Annotated in this window: 14 protein-coding genes; 11 read left to right on the plus strand and 3 right to left on the minus strand. The window is 67.5% G+C overall.

Annotated elements, in window-relative coordinates:
* Positions 1-119 precede the first annotated feature (119 nt).
* From sph to ACFWU5_RS03255, 8 genes are all read left to right on the plus strand, one after another.
* A complete protein-coding gene (gene sph / locus ACFWU5_RS03220) occupies positions 120-1,052 on the plus strand; it encodes a sphingomyelin phosphodiesterase (RefSeq protein ID WP_379240325.1) in 933 nt (310 codons plus the stop codon).
* Between the two features lie 78 nt (positions 1,053-1,130).
* Positions 1,131-1,622 (plus strand): ArsR/SmtB family transcription factor, encoded by a 492-nt coding sequence (locus tag ACFWU5_RS03225; RefSeq protein ID WP_379240324.1) that lies wholly within the window; start codon positions 1,131-1,133, stop codon positions 1,620-1,622.
* A gap of 97 nt (positions 1,623-1,719) precedes the next feature.
* A complete protein-coding gene (locus ACFWU5_RS03230) occupies positions 1,720-3,345 on the plus strand; it encodes an acyl-CoA synthetase (protein ID WP_379265998.1) in 1,626 nt (541 codons plus the stop codon).
* Between the two features lie 129 nt (positions 3,346-3,474).
* Positions 3,475-5,139 (plus strand): acyl-CoA synthetase, encoded by a 1,665-nt coding sequence (locus ACFWU5_RS03235; protein ID WP_379265999.1) that lies wholly within the window; start codon positions 3,475-3,477, stop codon positions 5,137-5,139.
* Positions 5,140-5,193: 54 nt separating this feature from the next.
* A complete protein-coding gene (locus tag ACFWU5_RS03240) occupies positions 5,194-5,754 on the plus strand; it encodes a hypothetical protein (protein ID WP_379266000.1) in 561 nt (186 codons plus the stop codon).
* Positions 5,755-5,916: 162 nt separating this feature from the next.
* A complete protein-coding gene (locus ACFWU5_RS03245) occupies positions 5,917-7,344 on the plus strand; it encodes a PepSY-associated TM helix domain-containing protein (RefSeq protein WP_379266001.1) in 1,428 nt (475 codons plus the stop codon).
* A gap of 98 nt (positions 7,345-7,442) precedes the next feature.
* Positions 7,443-9,011, plus strand: a complete 1,569-nt coding sequence (locus ACFWU5_RS03250; protein ID WP_379266002.1) for an alkaline phosphatase D family protein — start codon at positions 7,443-7,445, stop codon at positions 9,009-9,011.
* Positions 9,012-9,264: 253 nt separating this feature from the next.
* Positions 9,265-10,767 (plus strand): diguanylate cyclase, encoded by a 1,503-nt coding sequence (locus tag ACFWU5_RS03255; protein ID WP_379266003.1) that lies wholly within the window; start codon positions 9,265-9,267, stop codon positions 10,765-10,767.
* Here ACFWU5_RS03255 and ACFWU5_RS03260 read toward each other — a convergent pair.
* Positions 10,764-11,522 carry a DUF6319 family protein gene (locus ACFWU5_RS03260; RefSeq protein ID WP_379240316.1) on the minus strand — a complete coding sequence of 253 codons (759 nt, stop codon included), beginning with the start codon at positions 11,520-11,522 and terminating at the stop codon, positions 10,764-10,766. The two genes, ACFWU5_RS03255 and ACFWU5_RS03260, sit on opposite strands and share 4 nt — an antisense overlap.
* Before the next feature lie 142 nt (positions 11,523-11,664).
* Positions 11,665-12,837 carry an alpha-hydroxy-acid oxidizing protein gene (locus ACFWU5_RS03265; RefSeq protein WP_379240315.1) on the minus strand — a complete coding sequence of 391 codons (1,173 nt, stop codon included), beginning with the start codon at positions 12,835-12,837 and terminating at the stop codon, positions 11,665-11,667.
* 96 nt (positions 12,838-12,933) lie between these two features.
* Between ACFWU5_RS03265 and ACFWU5_RS03270 the strand changes: the two genes are divergently transcribed.
* Entirely contained in the window at positions 12,934-13,158 is a 225-nt protein-coding gene (locus ACFWU5_RS03270; RefSeq protein ID WP_379240314.1) for a hypothetical protein, read from the plus strand.
* A gap of 14 nt (positions 13,159-13,172) precedes the next feature.
* Here ACFWU5_RS03270 and ACFWU5_RS03275 read toward each other — a convergent pair whose 3' ends face one another.
* Positions 13,173-13,988, minus strand: coding sequence for an amino acid-binding protein (locus ACFWU5_RS03275; RefSeq protein ID WP_379240313.1), 816 nt, complete (start codon positions 13,986-13,988; stop codon positions 13,173-13,175).
* Between the two features lie 261 nt (positions 13,989-14,249).
* Here ACFWU5_RS03275 and ACFWU5_RS03280 point away from each other — a divergent pair, with 261 nt between their 5' ends.
* On the plus strand, positions 14,250-15,017 hold the full coding sequence (locus ACFWU5_RS03280) for a DeoR/GlpR family DNA-binding transcription regulator (RefSeq protein WP_379266208.1): 768 nt from the start codon (positions 14,250-14,252) through the stop codon (positions 15,015-15,017).
* Positions 15,014-15,997: a 1-phosphofructokinase family hexose kinase gene (locus ACFWU5_RS03285; protein ID WP_379266004.1), complete on the plus strand. Its 984-nt coding sequence runs from the start codon at positions 15,014-15,016 to the stop codon at positions 15,995-15,997. Before ACFWU5_RS03280 ends, ACFWU5_RS03285 begins: the two co-directional genes overlap by 4 nt.
* Positions 15,998-16,057 lie beyond the last annotated feature (60 nt).

Consider the following 16,057-nt stretch of genomic DNA (forward strand, 5'->3'; position numbering starts at 1 on the left):
CGAGCTGTAACCTGAACGACCGGCTACCGGCGGCCCGATGAACTTCTCGTCCGTTCCTCCCCTTCGAACTGGACGCGTGATCAAAATAGATCATGTTCAAACGAATAGTCTTGTCCGCCTTGTGTATTGCGGCAGCCACCCTGCCCGTCGTCCCCGCCGCGGCCGCTCCCGCGCCCGCCCCGACCCGCATCGCGTCGTACAACGTGTTCATGCTGGCCGGCGCCCTGTACCCCAACTGGGGACAGGAACAGCGCGCCGACCTGATCGCCGCCCAGAACGTCCTCGCCGACCAGGACGTGGTGGTGCTGCAGGAGCTGTTCCACAACTCCGCGGGCGACCGCATGCTGGCCAACCTGCGCCAGACCTACCCCAACCAGACCCCCGTACTGGGCCGATCCCGCAGCGGCTGGGACGCCACCCAGGGCTCGTACTCCGCGACCACCCCCGAAGACGGCGGCGTGGCCATCGTCAGCCGCTGGCCGATCAGCCGCAAGATCCAGTACGTGTACGCCGACGCATGTGGCGGTGACTGGTTCTCCAACAAGGGCTTCGTCTACGTGGAGCTGGCCTCGCCCGGCGGTCCGGTGCACGTGATCGGCACCCACATGCAGTCCGAGGACGACGGGTGCAGCGCGGGCCAGCCGGGCCAGAAGCGGGCGCAGCAGCGCGCGGAGATCCGCCGCTTCCTCGACAGTCGACGCATTCCCGCCGGTCAGCCGGTGTATGTGGCGGGCGATATGAACGTCATCGAGTCCAGCGCCGAATACCCGGCCATGCTCTCGCAGCTGGGCGCCGCGGCCCCCACGCACACCGGCCACCGGCATTCCTGGGATTGCGCGGACAACTCGGTGTGCTCGGACCAGTACGGCCCCGAGTACGCCTCCGAGCACCTGGACTACGTGCTGCCGATCGCCGGTCACGCCGTGCCGAACCGGTTCGTCAACGAGACGCGACGGGTGAAGAGCCCCGCGTGGAGCGTGGACGCCGGCGGCCAGACCCACACCTACACCGATTACAGCGACCACTACCCGGTCTTCGGGTACGCGGGCTGACCTCGTTCACCGCCGCGGGTGTGACCCACCTGCGGCGGTGCGGGCCCGAATCATCGACCGACGCAGTAGGTTGACGGCGTGGATCTGGTCGACCGACTCGAAGAATTGGAACGGCGCGTAGCCGCCCTCGAAAGCGCGAATCCCGAAGTGGCGCAGCTGCCGTGGGCCGTGGCGCGGTTGCGGCAGGAGTTCGCCGACGCCGGGCAACGCACCGGCGGTGTGCTGCTGGCCGGAGCGCTGCAGTTGCCCACCGGCGAGCGGTTCGACTGGCAGGCCCAGTACCCCACCGATGCGATCGTCGGCGACGTGTGGACGATCGAGGCCGCCAATTGTCTTGCTGCCCTTGCTGATCCGGTGCGGCTGCGACTGCTGCAGGAGATCGTCTACGGTCGTCGCACCGCCGCCGACCTGGCCGCCATCGCGGAATTGGGCACTTCACCCGAGATCTACCAGCACCTGCGTCAACTGGCCGCGGTCGGCTGGTTGCAGACCGCGGGCCTTGGCCGTTTCGAGGTGCCGGAGGGTCGGCTCGTGCCGTTGCTGGCCGTGTTGGCCGCCGCGCAGCGCTGACAACAGAAATGTCCTGATTGCCCGACTGGAATACTGTGATGCAGGGCACATCGACTGCTACCGTGATCATCTAGAGCGATGCTGCGGAGGTAGTCCAGTGAACGTGTCCCACCTGGTCGAAAGCGTGAAAGCGATCGGGGTGCTGCGTGCGCGCGGCGTCTCCGATCCGAAGAAGCCGCTCGAGACCCTGCGCACGATCAAGGAATCCCGGGTCTACGGCCCGCAGGCCGCACTGGTCCGCCATTCGGCGCGCGTGTTCCCCGATCAGGTGGCCCTGGCCGACGAGCGCGGCGAGCTGACCTACCGCGAACTCGACCAGCAGTCCACCGCGATCGCGCGCGGCCTGCGCGAGGCGGGCATCGGCGAGGGCACCGTGATCGCGGTGCTGGCGCGCGATCATCGCGGCCTGATCATGTCGATGGTCGCGGCGGGCAAGTTGGGTGCGCGGATCGCGTTGATGAACACCGGCTTCGCCAAACCGCAGTTCGCCGAGGTGTGCGAGCGCGAGAAGGTGGTCGCGGTCCTGCACGACAGCGAGTTCCTCGGCCTGCTCGACGCCCTGCCCGCCGACCTGCCGCGCTACCTCACCTGGGTCGACGAAGGCACCGAACTTCCTCCGGGCTCAACAACTTTCGACGATCTCATCGCGAACAATGCCACCGAGGACCTGCCCACGCCGAAAAAGCCCGGCGGCTTCATCATTCTCACCAGCGGCACCACCGGCCTGCCCAAGGGCGCACCGCGCACCAGGGTCACGCCGATGGCCACCGCCCAGTTCGTCGACCGGGTGCCGTTCCCCAAGCAGGGCACCACGATGATCGTGTCGCCGATCTTCCACAGCACCGGCGTGGGCACCTGGTTGGTCAACTCGATCCTGTCCAACAAGATCGTCATGCGCCGCCGTTTCGACGCCGAGAAGACCCTGGCCGCGATCGCGGAACACCAGGTCGAGATGCTGGTCTGCGTGCCGACCATGCTGCACCGGATGACCGAATTGCCCGCGGAAGTACGCGCGAAGTACGACCTGTCGTCGCTGAAGGTCATCCTGTTCGCCGGTTCCGCGCTCTCTCCGGAGCTGTGCATCCGCGCTACCGAGGTCTTCGGCCCGGTGCTCTACAACCTGTACGGCTCCACCGAAGTCGCCATCGCGACCATTGCCACCCCCGCCGAACTGGCGGAAGCGCCGGGCACGGTCGGCCGTTCGCCGATCACCTGCGAGGTCCGCCTGTTCGACGAGCAGGACCAACCGGTCACCACGCCCGGCGCCAAGGGCCGCATCTTCGTGCGCAGCGGCGCGCCCTTCGAGGGCTACACCGACGGCAGACACAAGCAGATCATCGACGGCTTCATGTCCAGCGGCGACATGGGGCATTTCACCGACACCGGGCTGCTCATGGTCGACGGGCGCGACGACGACATGGTCGTGTGCGGCGGCGAGAACGTGTACCCGCAGGAGGTGGAGAACCTGCTGGTCGAGCGGCCCGAGATCAACGACGTGGCGGTCATCGGCATCGACGACGCCGAATTCGGAAAACGCTTGCGCGCCTTCGTCGTTCTCGAAGAAGGCCACAGCGTGGAGGCAGCCGAACTGCAGGCGCACGTGAAGGAGAACCTGGCCCGATTCAAGGTGCCGCGCGAGGTGGTGTTCCTCGACGAACTGCCCCGTAACGCCACCGGCAAGATCCTGCGCCGGGTGCTGATCGACTATGAGGTCTCACAATGATGAGTGCTGCCTGAGACCGAGGCCACAATCTGGTCAGACCGCTTGCTAGTGTTAGCACCAGCACTGGATCTCGAAGACGCGGTCCGTCCCTGCGTCTTTCGTGGGATCGGTCTGCCGGAAGGCTGTTCGATGTCTCTGTCTCTAGGCACCACCGCTCTAGGCACTACTGCCCGACGCGCTGGTGATTTGGCTCTCGGTGTCAAGGTCATGATGGACCGCAAGCTGTTCAACCCGCTGCGCCTCGACCATGCCGCTCGATCGTTTCGCAATGTGTCGAAGTTCGGCCCGTTCGCCGGTGTGGTCATGCACGCCGCGCAGAGCAGGCCCACTGCGGGCGCGATCGTGGACGAACTGGGTGAGATCACCTTCGGCGAACTCGACGCCCAGTCCAGCGCGTTCGCTCGCGGACTGCGCGCGAACGGGATCAGCGAAGGCGACGTGATCGCTGTGCTGGCCCGCGACCACCGCGGCATGGTGTTGAGCCTGCTCGCGGCGGGCAAGCTCGGCGTGCGGGCGGTGCTGATGAACACCGGCTTCGCCAAACCGCAGTTCGCCGACGTGGCCGCGCGCGAGAAGGTCAAGGCGGTGCTGCACGACAGCGAGTTCTTCGACCTGATGAGCGCCATCCCGGCCGACATTCCGCGCGTGCTCACCTGGGTCGACGAAGCCGACAAGGTGGATCCGTCGATCCCGACCGTGGCGTCGCTGTCGGCGCACCGTTCGACCGCGCCGGTCACCCCGCCGAGCAAGCCGGGCGGCATGATCATCCTGACCAGCGGCACCACCGGCACACCCAAGGGCGCCCCGCGTGACAAGGTCAGCCCGTTCGCTTCCGCGCAGTTCATCGACCGGGTGCCGCTGCCCAACAACGGCACCATGATCATGGCCGCGCCGATCTTCCACGGCACGGGCCTGTCGCAGTTCACCCTCGGGCTGGCGCTGGGCAACCGGGTGATCTTCCAGCAGCGCCGGTTCGATCCGGAGCAGACACTGGCCAATGTGGTGAAGTACCAAGCTGATTCGCTGGTGGTCGTGCCGACGATGCTGCAGCGCATCATGGATCTGGACGAGCAGATCCTGGCGAAGTACGACCCGTCGACGATGAAGGTGATCTTCTCCTCGGGCTCGGCCATCCCCCCGGACGTGGTGACCCGCACCCTCGACTACTTCGATGATTCCCTCTACAGCCTCTACGGTTCCACCGAATGCGCGGTGATGACCGTGGCAACCCCGCAGGACCTGCGGAAGGCACCGAGCACCGCGGGCAAGCCGCCGGTCGGGATCAGGGTCGTGTTGCTCGACGAGAACCGCAAGCCGGTCACCGAGCCGAACACCCCGGGGACGATCTTCGTGGACAACGGTTTCGCCTTCGTGGGCTACACCGACGGCCGGACCAAGGAGATGGTCGACGGGATGATGTCCAGCGGCGACGTCGGCCATTTCGATGCCGACGGCCTGCTGTACATCGACGGCCGCGACGACGACATGATCGTGTCGGGCGGCGAGAACGTCTTCCCGCTGGAAGTGGAGAACCTGATCGCCGGGCGCGCCGACGTGTTCGAAGCGGCGGTGGTCGGCGTCGACGACCGCGACTTCGGCAAACGCCTGCGCGCGATCGTGGTGCCCGGCCCGGAATCCAAGCGCGACGCCAAAGAGATCAAGGACTATGTCCGCGAGAACCTGGCCCGCTACAAGGTGCCGCGCGAGGTGATCTTCGTCGACGAGCTGCCCCGCAACGCCACGGGCAAGCTGCTGCGCAAGCCGATGATCGACATGACGGTCGAGGCGGACTGAGCCCGATCGGCGGTCTGACCTGGGCGGTCGATGTCGGTCGTCTAGTATCGGCGCGTGATCATCGGGTTCGAGCGGGCGTGCGCGCCGTCGCGTGCGGTCAGCGCGCGGCTGCGTGGTGCCTGCGCGGGCTCGATGTCGGGGGCGTTGTCGTTGGCGGCGCACGGGTTGGCCGGCGGGGGTGCGTTGCCGGGGAGCACGACGATCGTGTTGTTGGCGGCGGTGTCGGCGGTGGTCGGCGCGCTGGTTGCCGGGGTCGGGCCGTTGCGTGACGGTGCGGTCGGGTTGGCGGCGGTGCTGCTGGGTGGTCAGGTGATCGGCCACACCACGATGAAATGGTCCGGCCACGGCCACGGTGCCGACGACTCGCTCGGACTCGGGATGCTCACCGGCCACTGCGTCGCCGCGCTGCTGGCAGCGGTCGTGATCGTCGGCACCGAAGCCGCGTACCGCATCGGCAGCGCCGTCCTCGCCCGAATCCTGCCCCTGCGCTACCGCAGTCCCCGCATCCCTGACCCGGCCCCCTTGCGCCTGGTCCACCGTGACCGCGTCATCCTGCGAATCTTCGCTACGCCGTCCCTGCGCACCCGCGCTCCCCCGCTCGCAATCGTTTTCTGAACCTCCCTCACCCGGCGCACGGACTTACGCCTGTGCGCTGTCTGCGCGCATCGCGACGAGTTGTCGACTGCTCTCGCGAGGCTGCGCTGGTCACTGTGTTGACGCGACTGGCTGTGTCACGTCCGTGCTCGCCGGGTTCCGATACTCCAGAAACGAATCATCATGAGCATCACAGACACTCGTCCGCCCGCGAGAGAGATCGCGCCGCCGGTCGCCGGTCGACGCCGCGGCTTTCGCCTCTATCCACTGGCCCTGCGCCTGCACTTCTACGCGGGGATCTTCGTGGCCCCGTTCATCCTGATCGCCGCGCTCACCGGCGCCCTGTACGCGATCGCGCCGACGATCGAAGGTTTCATCTCGCGTGACCTGCTCCAGGTCGACACCACCGGCCCCGCGCAACCGCTGTCGACCCAGGTCGGCTCGGCCGTCGCGGCCCGGCCCGACCTGACCCTGGTGGCCGTCGCCCCCGCCCCCAGCGACGGTGACACCACTCGCGTGCTGTTCAACGACCCCGCTCTCGGTGATTCCGAACGAATTTCGGTATTCATCGACCCGCACACCGCCCAACCGGTCGGCGAGTCCGTCGTCTACGGCAGCGGCGGTTCGCTACCCCTGCGCACATGGCTCAGCGAGTTCCATCGCAGCCTGCATCTGGGCGAATTCGGCAGGCTCTACAGCGAATTGGCCGCGTCGTGGCTGTGGGTGATCGCACTGTTCGGCCTGGTGCTGTGGGTGCATCGCGTGCGCACACGGCGGGCACGCAATTCCGCCCGCTGGCTGCTCACGCCGGACCTGTCGGCACCGAGGCGTCGAAAGATGAACTGGCACGGCACAATCGGCCTCTGGATCCTGCCGGTGGTGCTGATGCTGTCGGCCACCGGCATGACCTGGTCGACCTACGCCGGCGAGAACGTCACGAAGCTGCGCGAGGAAATGAGCTGGACCACGCCCGCGGTCAGCGTCGCACTGACCGGGCCCGCCCAGCCGGCGGGCGGTGATCATCACAGCGCAGGTCACACCGCTGCTGCCCCTGCCGATCCGGCAGCCCGCATCGCACAACTGGACCGCGTGTACGAAGCAGCCCGCGCCAACGGAGTCACCCAGGGCGCCGAGATCACCGTCCCCGCAACACCCGAAAAGGCTTTCACCGTCAAGGAACTCAGACTTCCGGGCACCTACACGATCGACGCCATCGCGATCGACGGCACCACCGGCACGGTCACCGACAAGCTGCCGTTCGCCGAGTGGCCCCTGCCGGCCAAACTCACCAACTGGGGCATCGCCTTCCACATGGGCCTGTTGTTCGGTCTGCTCAACCAGCTTCTGCTGCTCGCGATCATGACGGGCCTGATCACCGTGATCGTGCTCGGCTACCGCATGTGGTGGCAGCGCCGCCCCACCCGCAGAACCGCGCTGCCCGTCCCACCACGGCGCGGTGCCCTACGGCGCACGTCCCGGTGGATCACCGTCCCGATGATCGCCGCAGCCGTCGCGATCGGCTGGTTCATCCCCCTGATCGGGTTGAGTCTGCTGGCGTTTCTGCTCATCGACGTCGCGTCGGGACTCGCCGCGCGCACCGAGCAGGCGTAAAGCTGGGCTGACAGTGCGGGCGGTTCGCCGACTCCGAGTTCGCGAAAGGGAATCGTCGCATCTGCGCGGTTCCCTTTCGTGGCGAATAGGATCTGACGATGCTGTCGCGTCGCCAACTTCTGCGTACCGGTTCGGTCGCGGCGCTGGTGGGGGTGGGCGCGGCGAGCAGCGCGCGGTTCGCCGCGCCGCGACGGCTCGGCGAACCGTTCTCGCTCGGGGTGGCCTCCGGTGAACCGACGTCCGACGGGGTCGTGTTGTGGACGCGTCTGGCTCCTGATCCGCTCGCGCCGGATGGGTACGGCGGGATGACGGTCGACCCGGTGACCGTGGATTACGAGGTCGCCGATGACGAACTGTTCACGAAGGTCGTGGCCCGTGGGTCGGCGGTGGCCACCCGCGCGCTCGGGCACAGTGTGCATCCCGAAGTCTTCGGTCTGGCACCAGATCGCTGGTACCACTACCGATTTCGCGCCGGGTCGGCGATCTCACCGGTGGGTCGCACCCGCACCGCGCCGCTGCCGAACAGTCCGACGCAGCGGCTGCGGTTCGCGTTCGCGTCGTGCCAATCGTGGAGTTCGGGCTACTACACCGCCTACGAACACCTGCGCGCCGAAGACCTCGACCTGGTCGTGCATCTGGGCGACTACATCTACGAATCCTCCTGGGTCCTGGCCCGTCGTGGTGCGCACATGCCACCACAACTCGCCGACGAAGCCGTTGACCTGTCCGGTTACCGGTTGCGCTACGCCCAAGCCAAAGCCGAAGTGCCACTGCAGAATGCGCACGCCGCGTTCCCCTGGCTGGTCACCCTTGACGATCACGAACTCGACAACAACTGGGCCGGTGAACGCCCCGGCTTGGGCGTGGACGTGTACCGCCTGCCACCCCTATATCGCCGACGCAAAGCCGCGGCTTTTCAAGCCATGTACGAGCACCAGCCGATGCGCTTGGCCCAACTCCCCGCGGGCCCCTCGATGCACCTGCACCGCCGGTACAGCTTCGGCGACCTGGCCGAATTCACCATGCTCGACACCAGGCAGTACCGCACACCCCAGGCCTGCGGCGACGGCTCCGCGGTCATCGGTTGCGCCGACCGCTTCGCCACCGACCGCACCATTCTCGGTGCGGCCCAACGCGATTGGCTGGTGAACGGCTTCGCTACCTCGCAGGCCCGCTGGCAGATCCTGGGCAACCAGGTCGCGATGGCGCAATCCGACTACGACCCCGGCCCCGGCCTGCTGCTGGGCACCGACGCGTGGGACGGCTACATCGCCGACCGCAACACCGTGCTCGGCGCAGCCACCGATCACGCGGTGGACAACCTGGTGGTGATCACCGGCGACCGCCACGAGAACTACGTCGCCGACCTTCGCCGCGACTACGCCGACCCTGAATCACCCGTGGTGGCAACCGAATTCACCGGTACCTCGATCAGTACCGGCAGCGACGGCGCCGACATCACCGACGCGGGCCGCAGCCTGTTGGCCGCCAATCCGGACATGAAGTTCTACAACCGGCAGCGCGGCTACGTGCGCGTAGACCTGGATCATCGCCAGTGGCGCAACGACTTCCGCGTCGTCCCGTACGTCAGCCGTCCGGGCGCACCGATCAGCACGCGCGCGAGTTTCGTCGTCGAAGACGGCACTCCCGGCGCAGTGCAAGCCTGAGCGAGACCACCGCAACCAGCAAACGCGCGACACGGGTGCGAAATCGGTATCCGGCAATGCGCGCAACGCATCGACAGCGAGCCCGTGGACGTGTCATGATCGACTGAGTTGTAAAGGTTTTGAGCGTCGGCGGTTGCCGGCTGGGGATAGTGCTCGGACAGCAACACTCGGTGCTCTCGGCCGATACTTCGAGTGATTCACCGGCCTCATTCGATCGGCGCCGTCGCGTGCGCAGCAAGATCGAGGGGGCCTGATGAGCATCAGCGTGATTCGCCACGGGACTCTGCGCTGGTGCGCGCTGCTGGCCGGGTTCGCGGGGGCCGTGTCGATCGCGCCGCTGGTCGGTGGGCGCGCGCTACCGTTTCTGTTGCTCATCGTGATTGTGGCCGGGTCGTTGGCGATGATCGGGTTCGGCCTGTACAGGCATCGTCCCGCCCACCGACTGCCCTGGTACCTGCTGGCCGCCTCGGTCCCGTTGTTCGCCACCGGCGCCGCGATCCGCGCGCTGGGCCTGCACCCGACCTGGCACCCGGCCGACGACCTGTGCACCCTGGCCGCCTACCTGTGTCTGGGCCTGGCCTCGGTCGGCTGGTTGCAGCCGCGCCGCGTCACCAACGCCCGTGACCTGTGGCTGGACTCGACACTGATCGGCCTCAGCGCACTGCTGGCATCGTGGACCTTCCTGATCTCGCCGATCCTGCGGCACGACAACGGGTTCGACACCGTGCTCGCCGCGAGCTACCCGGTGATCCACGCCCTGCTGGTCACCGTGCTCGCGCATTCGCTGACCACCGTCGTGCGGTCGGAGACTTCGCTGCGGTTGTTGCAGGCGGCGCTGATCGCGGTGTTGGTGGGCGGCCTGATCGAAAGCCTCACTGCCGCAGACACTATTGCGGTCGACCCCGAATTCGCTTTGGTGCCGCAGCAGTGGGCGTACCTGCTGGCGGGGCTGGCCGCAATACATCCGACGATGGGCGTGCTCCACGATGCCGACGAGCTCCATCCGCATCGGTCGCGGCAGCGGGCCGGGATGATCGCGGTCGCGCTGGTGGCGGCTTCGCTGATCAGTGTCGTGGGTGCCGACCTGGGCGTGGTCGACCGCGTGGTGATCTGTTCGCTGCTCACCCTGCTGCTGGTGGGCGTGCTGGTGCGCAGCGAACGCGCCATCGCCCGCAGTATGCGCAGCGAACGTCGCGCGCAATATCAGGCCGACCACGACCTGCTCACCGGACTGTTCAACCGTGCCGCCCTGCTGCGCGCACCTCACCGCTACCGCGACCAGTGGGCCGGAAAACCCCTGTGCCTGCTGTTCATCGACCTCGACGGCTTCAAAATGGTCAATGACAGCTATGGCCACGCCGTAGGCGACGAACTCATCGCCAACGCCGCCTCCCGCATCCGCCGCACCACCCACCACGCCGACATCACCGCCCGCTACGGCGGCGACGAATTCGTCGTGCTGACCCCCCGCACCCGTTCCGACGCCGCCGTGCTGGCCGAACAACTGCTCAGCGCGTTCCTTCGCCCGTTCGAACTCAGCTGCGGCGAAATCCCCATTACCGCCAGCATCGGCGTCGCCTGCGTGACCACTCGACCCACCGAGAAGACGATCTACGACCTGCTACGCAACGCCGACGCGGCGATGTACCACGCCAAGGAGTTCCGCCAGGGGTTGACCTTCCACGACGACCTCAGAAAGCCGACACCCCGCCGCCTCCACCTGCGAACCACCAACCCCACCAGCACGGCGGTCTAGTCGCCCAACTCCTCCAACAACTTTCGCGCCGCTTCCAGCTCAGCCTGTAACTGCGCCACCTTCGCCTGCTGTGCCCCGCGCGCGGCCTCCAGAATCCCGGCCACCACTTCCTCGACCTCGGGATGCAGGATCTTGGCCGCCTGCGCAACCGCCCCGCTGCTCACCGCCATCCCCTTCACCGAACGCTTCTTACCGTTGACCACATCGACAGTCCACTCACCATCGGCGGTGCCGGTGAGCGTGACGGTCACCTCGGGCACCTTGGTCTTGCGTGCCGCAGGAGCTTTCGCCGGACGCGGTGCGGCCGCGGCGGCGGGCTTCGGCGCCTCGTCGGGCACCGGGGCGAGCGACCTCGGCGCGGGCGTAGGCGCGCTCGGCAGGGTCGTCGGCTGGGTCACAGTGGTGTCCTTTCGGTTGCTGACAGCGGGAGTATTCTCCGGGCGGTTCTTGGCGGATCCGCTCGGCGCAACGGTAGTGCCGCGGGCCGGCTTGGTCAGCGTCACCTCGCTGGGGCCGAACGACAGCACATCTTTGGAACCGGTGGGCCGCACCTGCAGGAAGTCGCCCGCGGACGGATCGTCCAGGGCGATCACCTTGCCCGATTTCCCTTCGGCGACACCGACAGCGGCGGCGGTGAACCACACCATCGGCGGCTTGCCCTGCGCTAGCTCGCCTGCGATGCGCGCGAGCTCGGCCTCGGACAGTACCGGCGGTGCGGATCGACGGGATGCGGACTTGGTGCTCGGCGAGGACATCGTGGACTCCGGGGGTTGACGCTGGGTGTTCGGTGGTGTGTGGCACCGATGATGCCGCACGCCACCGACAAGTTTCCCGCCGAGCCACCATCGCGGCCCCAAAACGCCTCTCGCGACGCGAATCCGGGGCCGCCGAACGCACTCAGCGAGTGGCGTTTCCGCGCGTGGTCGGTCGAATGTTCGCACGCACCGCCGCCGCATCGCGATACCCGTTGACCGCCATCAACAGATCCGCCTCGGCCGAATAGCTGCGCAGCAGATGCACCAGACCGCGCACCCCACCCAACGCCAACGCGTACACGTACGGCCTGCCGAGGCCGACCATCGTGGCGCCAAGGCCCATCGCCTTCACCACATCGGCACCCGAACGCACCCCGGAGTCGAACAGCACCGGCACCCGGTCGTCACAGGCCGCCACTACTTCGGGCAGAGTTTCCAGCGCGCTGAGCCCGCCATTGGCCTGCCGCCCACCGTGATTGGAGCAGTAGATGCCGTCGGCGCCCAGGTCGATGGCCTTGCGCGCGTCCTCGGGATGGGAGATGCCCTTCAGGATCAGCGGCAGGTCGGTCAGCGAACGCAACCACTCGAGATCCTCCCAGGTCAGCGAGTTGCCGAAGGTCGAAATCCAGTGCAGGACAATCATCTTCGGGTCGTCGGAACCGACCATCTTCTGGAAGACCGGGTCACTGGTGTAGTTCTTCAGCACGTGTCCACGCAGCTGCGGGAAGTTGCCGCTGGCCAGGTCACGCGGACGCCAACCGGGCACCCAGGTGTCGAGGGTGACCGTGATTCCGGCATAACCGGCGGCCTCGGCGCGGTGCACCAAACTTTCCGCCAGCTCACGGTTTTTCGGCGTGTAGAGCTGGAAGAACGAGGGTGTGTCACCGGCGTGCGGGCGCACGTCCTCGAGCGGGTCCTCCATCAGCGTCGAATAGATCGCGGGCACCCCGGTCTGCGCCGACGCTTCCGCCACCGCGATGTCACCGTGGCCCCGCTCCCCGACCAGGCCGATCACCCCGACCGGCGCCAGGAACAGCGGACTGGCGAAGGTATGACCGAACGCGGTGACGGTCAGGTCGCGTTCGGTGGCGCCCACCAGCATCCGCGGCACCAGACCCCAGTCCCCGAACGCTTCGGCGTTGCGCCGCTGGGTGAGCTCGTCGCCCGCCCCACCGGCGATATAGTTCAGCAACGAATCCGGCAGTGCCGCAGTGGCTTTGCGTTCCAACGTCGCGTAGTCCATGGGAAATTCGGGCTGGATCCCACCGAGCGCGGCAAGGTAGATCTCGTTCTGATAGTCGGCGAACTGACTCATCGCAGCACTTTCGCACGCCGACTCGGGGTCACGGACCGCAGGGTGGATGTAAGGTGCGTCATACTCGAAAATACGAGAATGTGAGTGCCCGAGATTGTGAGTGCCACTGTCGTGACCGTCGTCGAACCCTCGGCCGTGCCCGCCGACCCGGACGCATTACTGGCCGACCGCTTCCATTGCGCTGCCATCCGCCACCTGACCCGCCTCGCGCTGGGGCTGTCGCAGGATTCGATGGACCTGCTGACCTCGGTCACCGATCGGCTGCGCGCCGCGGAAGGTGCGCTGCGCGACCCGCTCACCGCCGACCTCGGCTTCGACTGAGTCGAGCGGAATCGTCACCGCCGCACGGTCAGCGCAGCTAGGTCTGCCAACCGATGCGCGCGGGCGATTTCGGCGGGCGTGAACGGCTCGTCCGGCCGCACGAAACCCCAGCGGCGATCGTCGCGATCCAATTCCAGCAGCGTCCCCTCCCCCAGCCCGGTCACCGGCGCGGTCCCGGGCGCGAGATAGCGCGCACCCAGCAATTCCGCCACGGCCAGGGGCAATTCGTCCGGATCACCGACGATGCGGGCCGCGATGGCCAGCGCTTTGGTCTGCCCGTCGATCAGCGACAGCACGGTCGCGGGCCACACCCGCACCCCGGAACCGCCCGCGTGTTCCACCGCGGCGGTGATCGCGTGCGCGGTGACCTCGGTGGGCGCGGACACGACCAGTTCGTCCAGGACCGCGTCCTCGAGTTGGTGCACGTGCACGGTGAGAATGTTGGCCTCGCGATGCGCCAACTGTTTGGCCAGGGTTTCCAGCGCACCGGGCCGGTCGGCAAGACGCACGCGGATGCGCCACAGCGCGGGGGCTTCGTCGATGCGGTCGCGGTGGCGTAGTTCGGGGCTGTGCAGCCAGCCGCCGAGCATGCGCATTGCCGAGGGTTCGACGACCCAGATCACCAGGATCGTGGTGGTGATCGTCAGCAGGGCCACGGTCAGCAGGTAGGGCGGGTGCAGGTGGATGACCAGCGCGTGCAGCGCCAGTTCCACCGGGAACACCGCCGCGAGCTTGGCCAGGGTGAGCCTGGTCCGGCCCGGATGCGGCAGTCGGCCGCATACCTCGCAGGCCAGGGCCGTGACACGGGGTCGCACTGCGAATCGCCACATACGGGCCAGCGTGTTGGTCGTTCATGTCGATCTTCGAAGGCGCGCGTAACAGCGACGTGAAGGCCGACGCGAAAGCCGTTGACCTGCACAGACTCCCGTCGTGATACCGAACACCGACGCAACCACGGTGTGATCGGGGACACCTTTCCATCGATAGGCACCGGCAACGATTGTGACTCGGCTCACCAAAATCCGTTGACAAACCCACACAAGTGGGCATAAAACAACATGAGTACAGATTCACCGACCCCGAAGGAACCCATGTACGCCGAGGAACGACAGCAGGCGATCGCGACCCTGATCGGGCATCGCGGGCGCGTGTCGGTCACCGAACTCGCCGACCAGTACGGGGTCACCACCGAAACCGTGCGCCGCGACCTCGCCGTGCTGGACCGGCTCGGGGTGATCCGGCGGGTGCACGGTGGGGCGGTCGGGTCCGGTGCGCTGACCACCTTCGAACCGGGCACCGTCGAACGCGACAGCACCCGCGCCGCGGAGAAGGACCGGATCGCCGAACTCGCGCAGCGCTACCTGCCGCGCCCCGGCGGCAGCGTGCTGTTCGACGCGGGCACCACCACCGCGCGGGTGGCCGCGGCCATGCCGATCGACGTCGACCTGGTCACCGTCACCAACTCGCTGCCCGTGGCCACCCGGCTCACCGGATTCGCGGGCGTGCGCGTGCACCTGCTGGGCGGGCGCGTGCGCGGGGTCACCCAGGCCGCGGTCGGTGCCGAGACCCTGCGAGGGCTGGGCGAATTGCGGGTCGACGTGGCCTTTCTCGGCACCAACGCGTTGACCGTGCGGCACGGTTTGTCCACCCCCGACCCCGAGGAGGCGGCGGTGAAACGCGCGATGATCGCCGCCGCCGACCGGGTCGTGGTGGTGGCCGACGCGAGCAAGATCGGGCGCGAGGACTTCGTGCGCTTCGGCCTCGCCACCGATATCGACGTCCTGGTCACCGATACCGACATCCCGGCCACCGCACACGCGGACCTGGTCACCGAAGGAATCGAGGTGGTGCTCGCATGATCGTCACACTGACCGCCAACCCGAGCGTGGATCGCACGGTCACGCTCACCGAGCCGTTGCGGCGCGGGCAGGTGCATCGCGCGGCGAGTGTCACGTCGCATCCGGGCGGCAAGGGCGTCAACGTCGCGCGGGTGGTGTCCGAAGGTGGTGCGGCGGTGCTCGCCGTTCTGCCGGGGGCCGAGGACGATCCGGTGGTGCACGGATTACGCACGGCGGGAATCGAATTCCGTACCGTGCCGGTGGCCGGTGGGCCGCGGGTGAACTTGACCATCGCCGAAACAGACGGCACCACAACCAAAATCAACGAACCGGGTTATCCGTTGAAGGCGCGGGATCTGGCCGAGCTCACCGCGTTGCTCGTCGAATTGTCCGCGGGTGCGCAGTGGATCGTGCTGTCCGGGTCGCTGCCGCCGGGAGTGCCGGTCGACTGGTACGCGCAGCTCGTCGCGACGTTGTCCACACTGAGCCTGTCCCCCAACGGAACTCGACGCACCCGCGTTGCCGTCGACACTTCCGATGCGCCGCTGCTCGCGCTGTTCGCTGAATCTTTCGGCGCTGTCCCGGATCTCATCAAACCGAACTCCGAAGAACTGGCTCAGCTCACCGGCCTCGATGCCATCGACCTCGAAAACCCCACGGCCGCAGCCGAAGCCGCTTCGACTCTGGTCGAACGCGGCGTCGGGACGGTGCTGGCCACGCTCGGCGCGGCCGGTGCGGTGCTGGTCAGCGCCGAAGGAGCCTGGTTTGCCGCCGCTCCGCCGATCGTGCCCCGCAGCACCGTCGGCGCGGGCGACTCCGCGCTTGCCGGGTACCTGCTCGCCGACCTGGCAGGTGCCTCCCCCGCCGACCGCCTGCGCACCGCCGTCGCCTACGGCAGCGCCGCCACCGCACTACCCGGCACCGAACTACCCGGACCGGCCGACATTCTCCTCGAGGCAGTGACTGCCACCCCCCTCACCGCCGAACGTCCACCGGCATGAGCGCCGCCCCCGAAAGCGCCGGAATCCCACCACGGTGTTCGACCGCCATCACCACCGACT

This window comes from Nocardia sp. NPDC058640, assembly GCF_042716995.1.
Lineage (GTDB): Bacteria > Actinomycetota > Actinomycetes > Mycobacteriales > Mycobacteriaceae > Nocardia.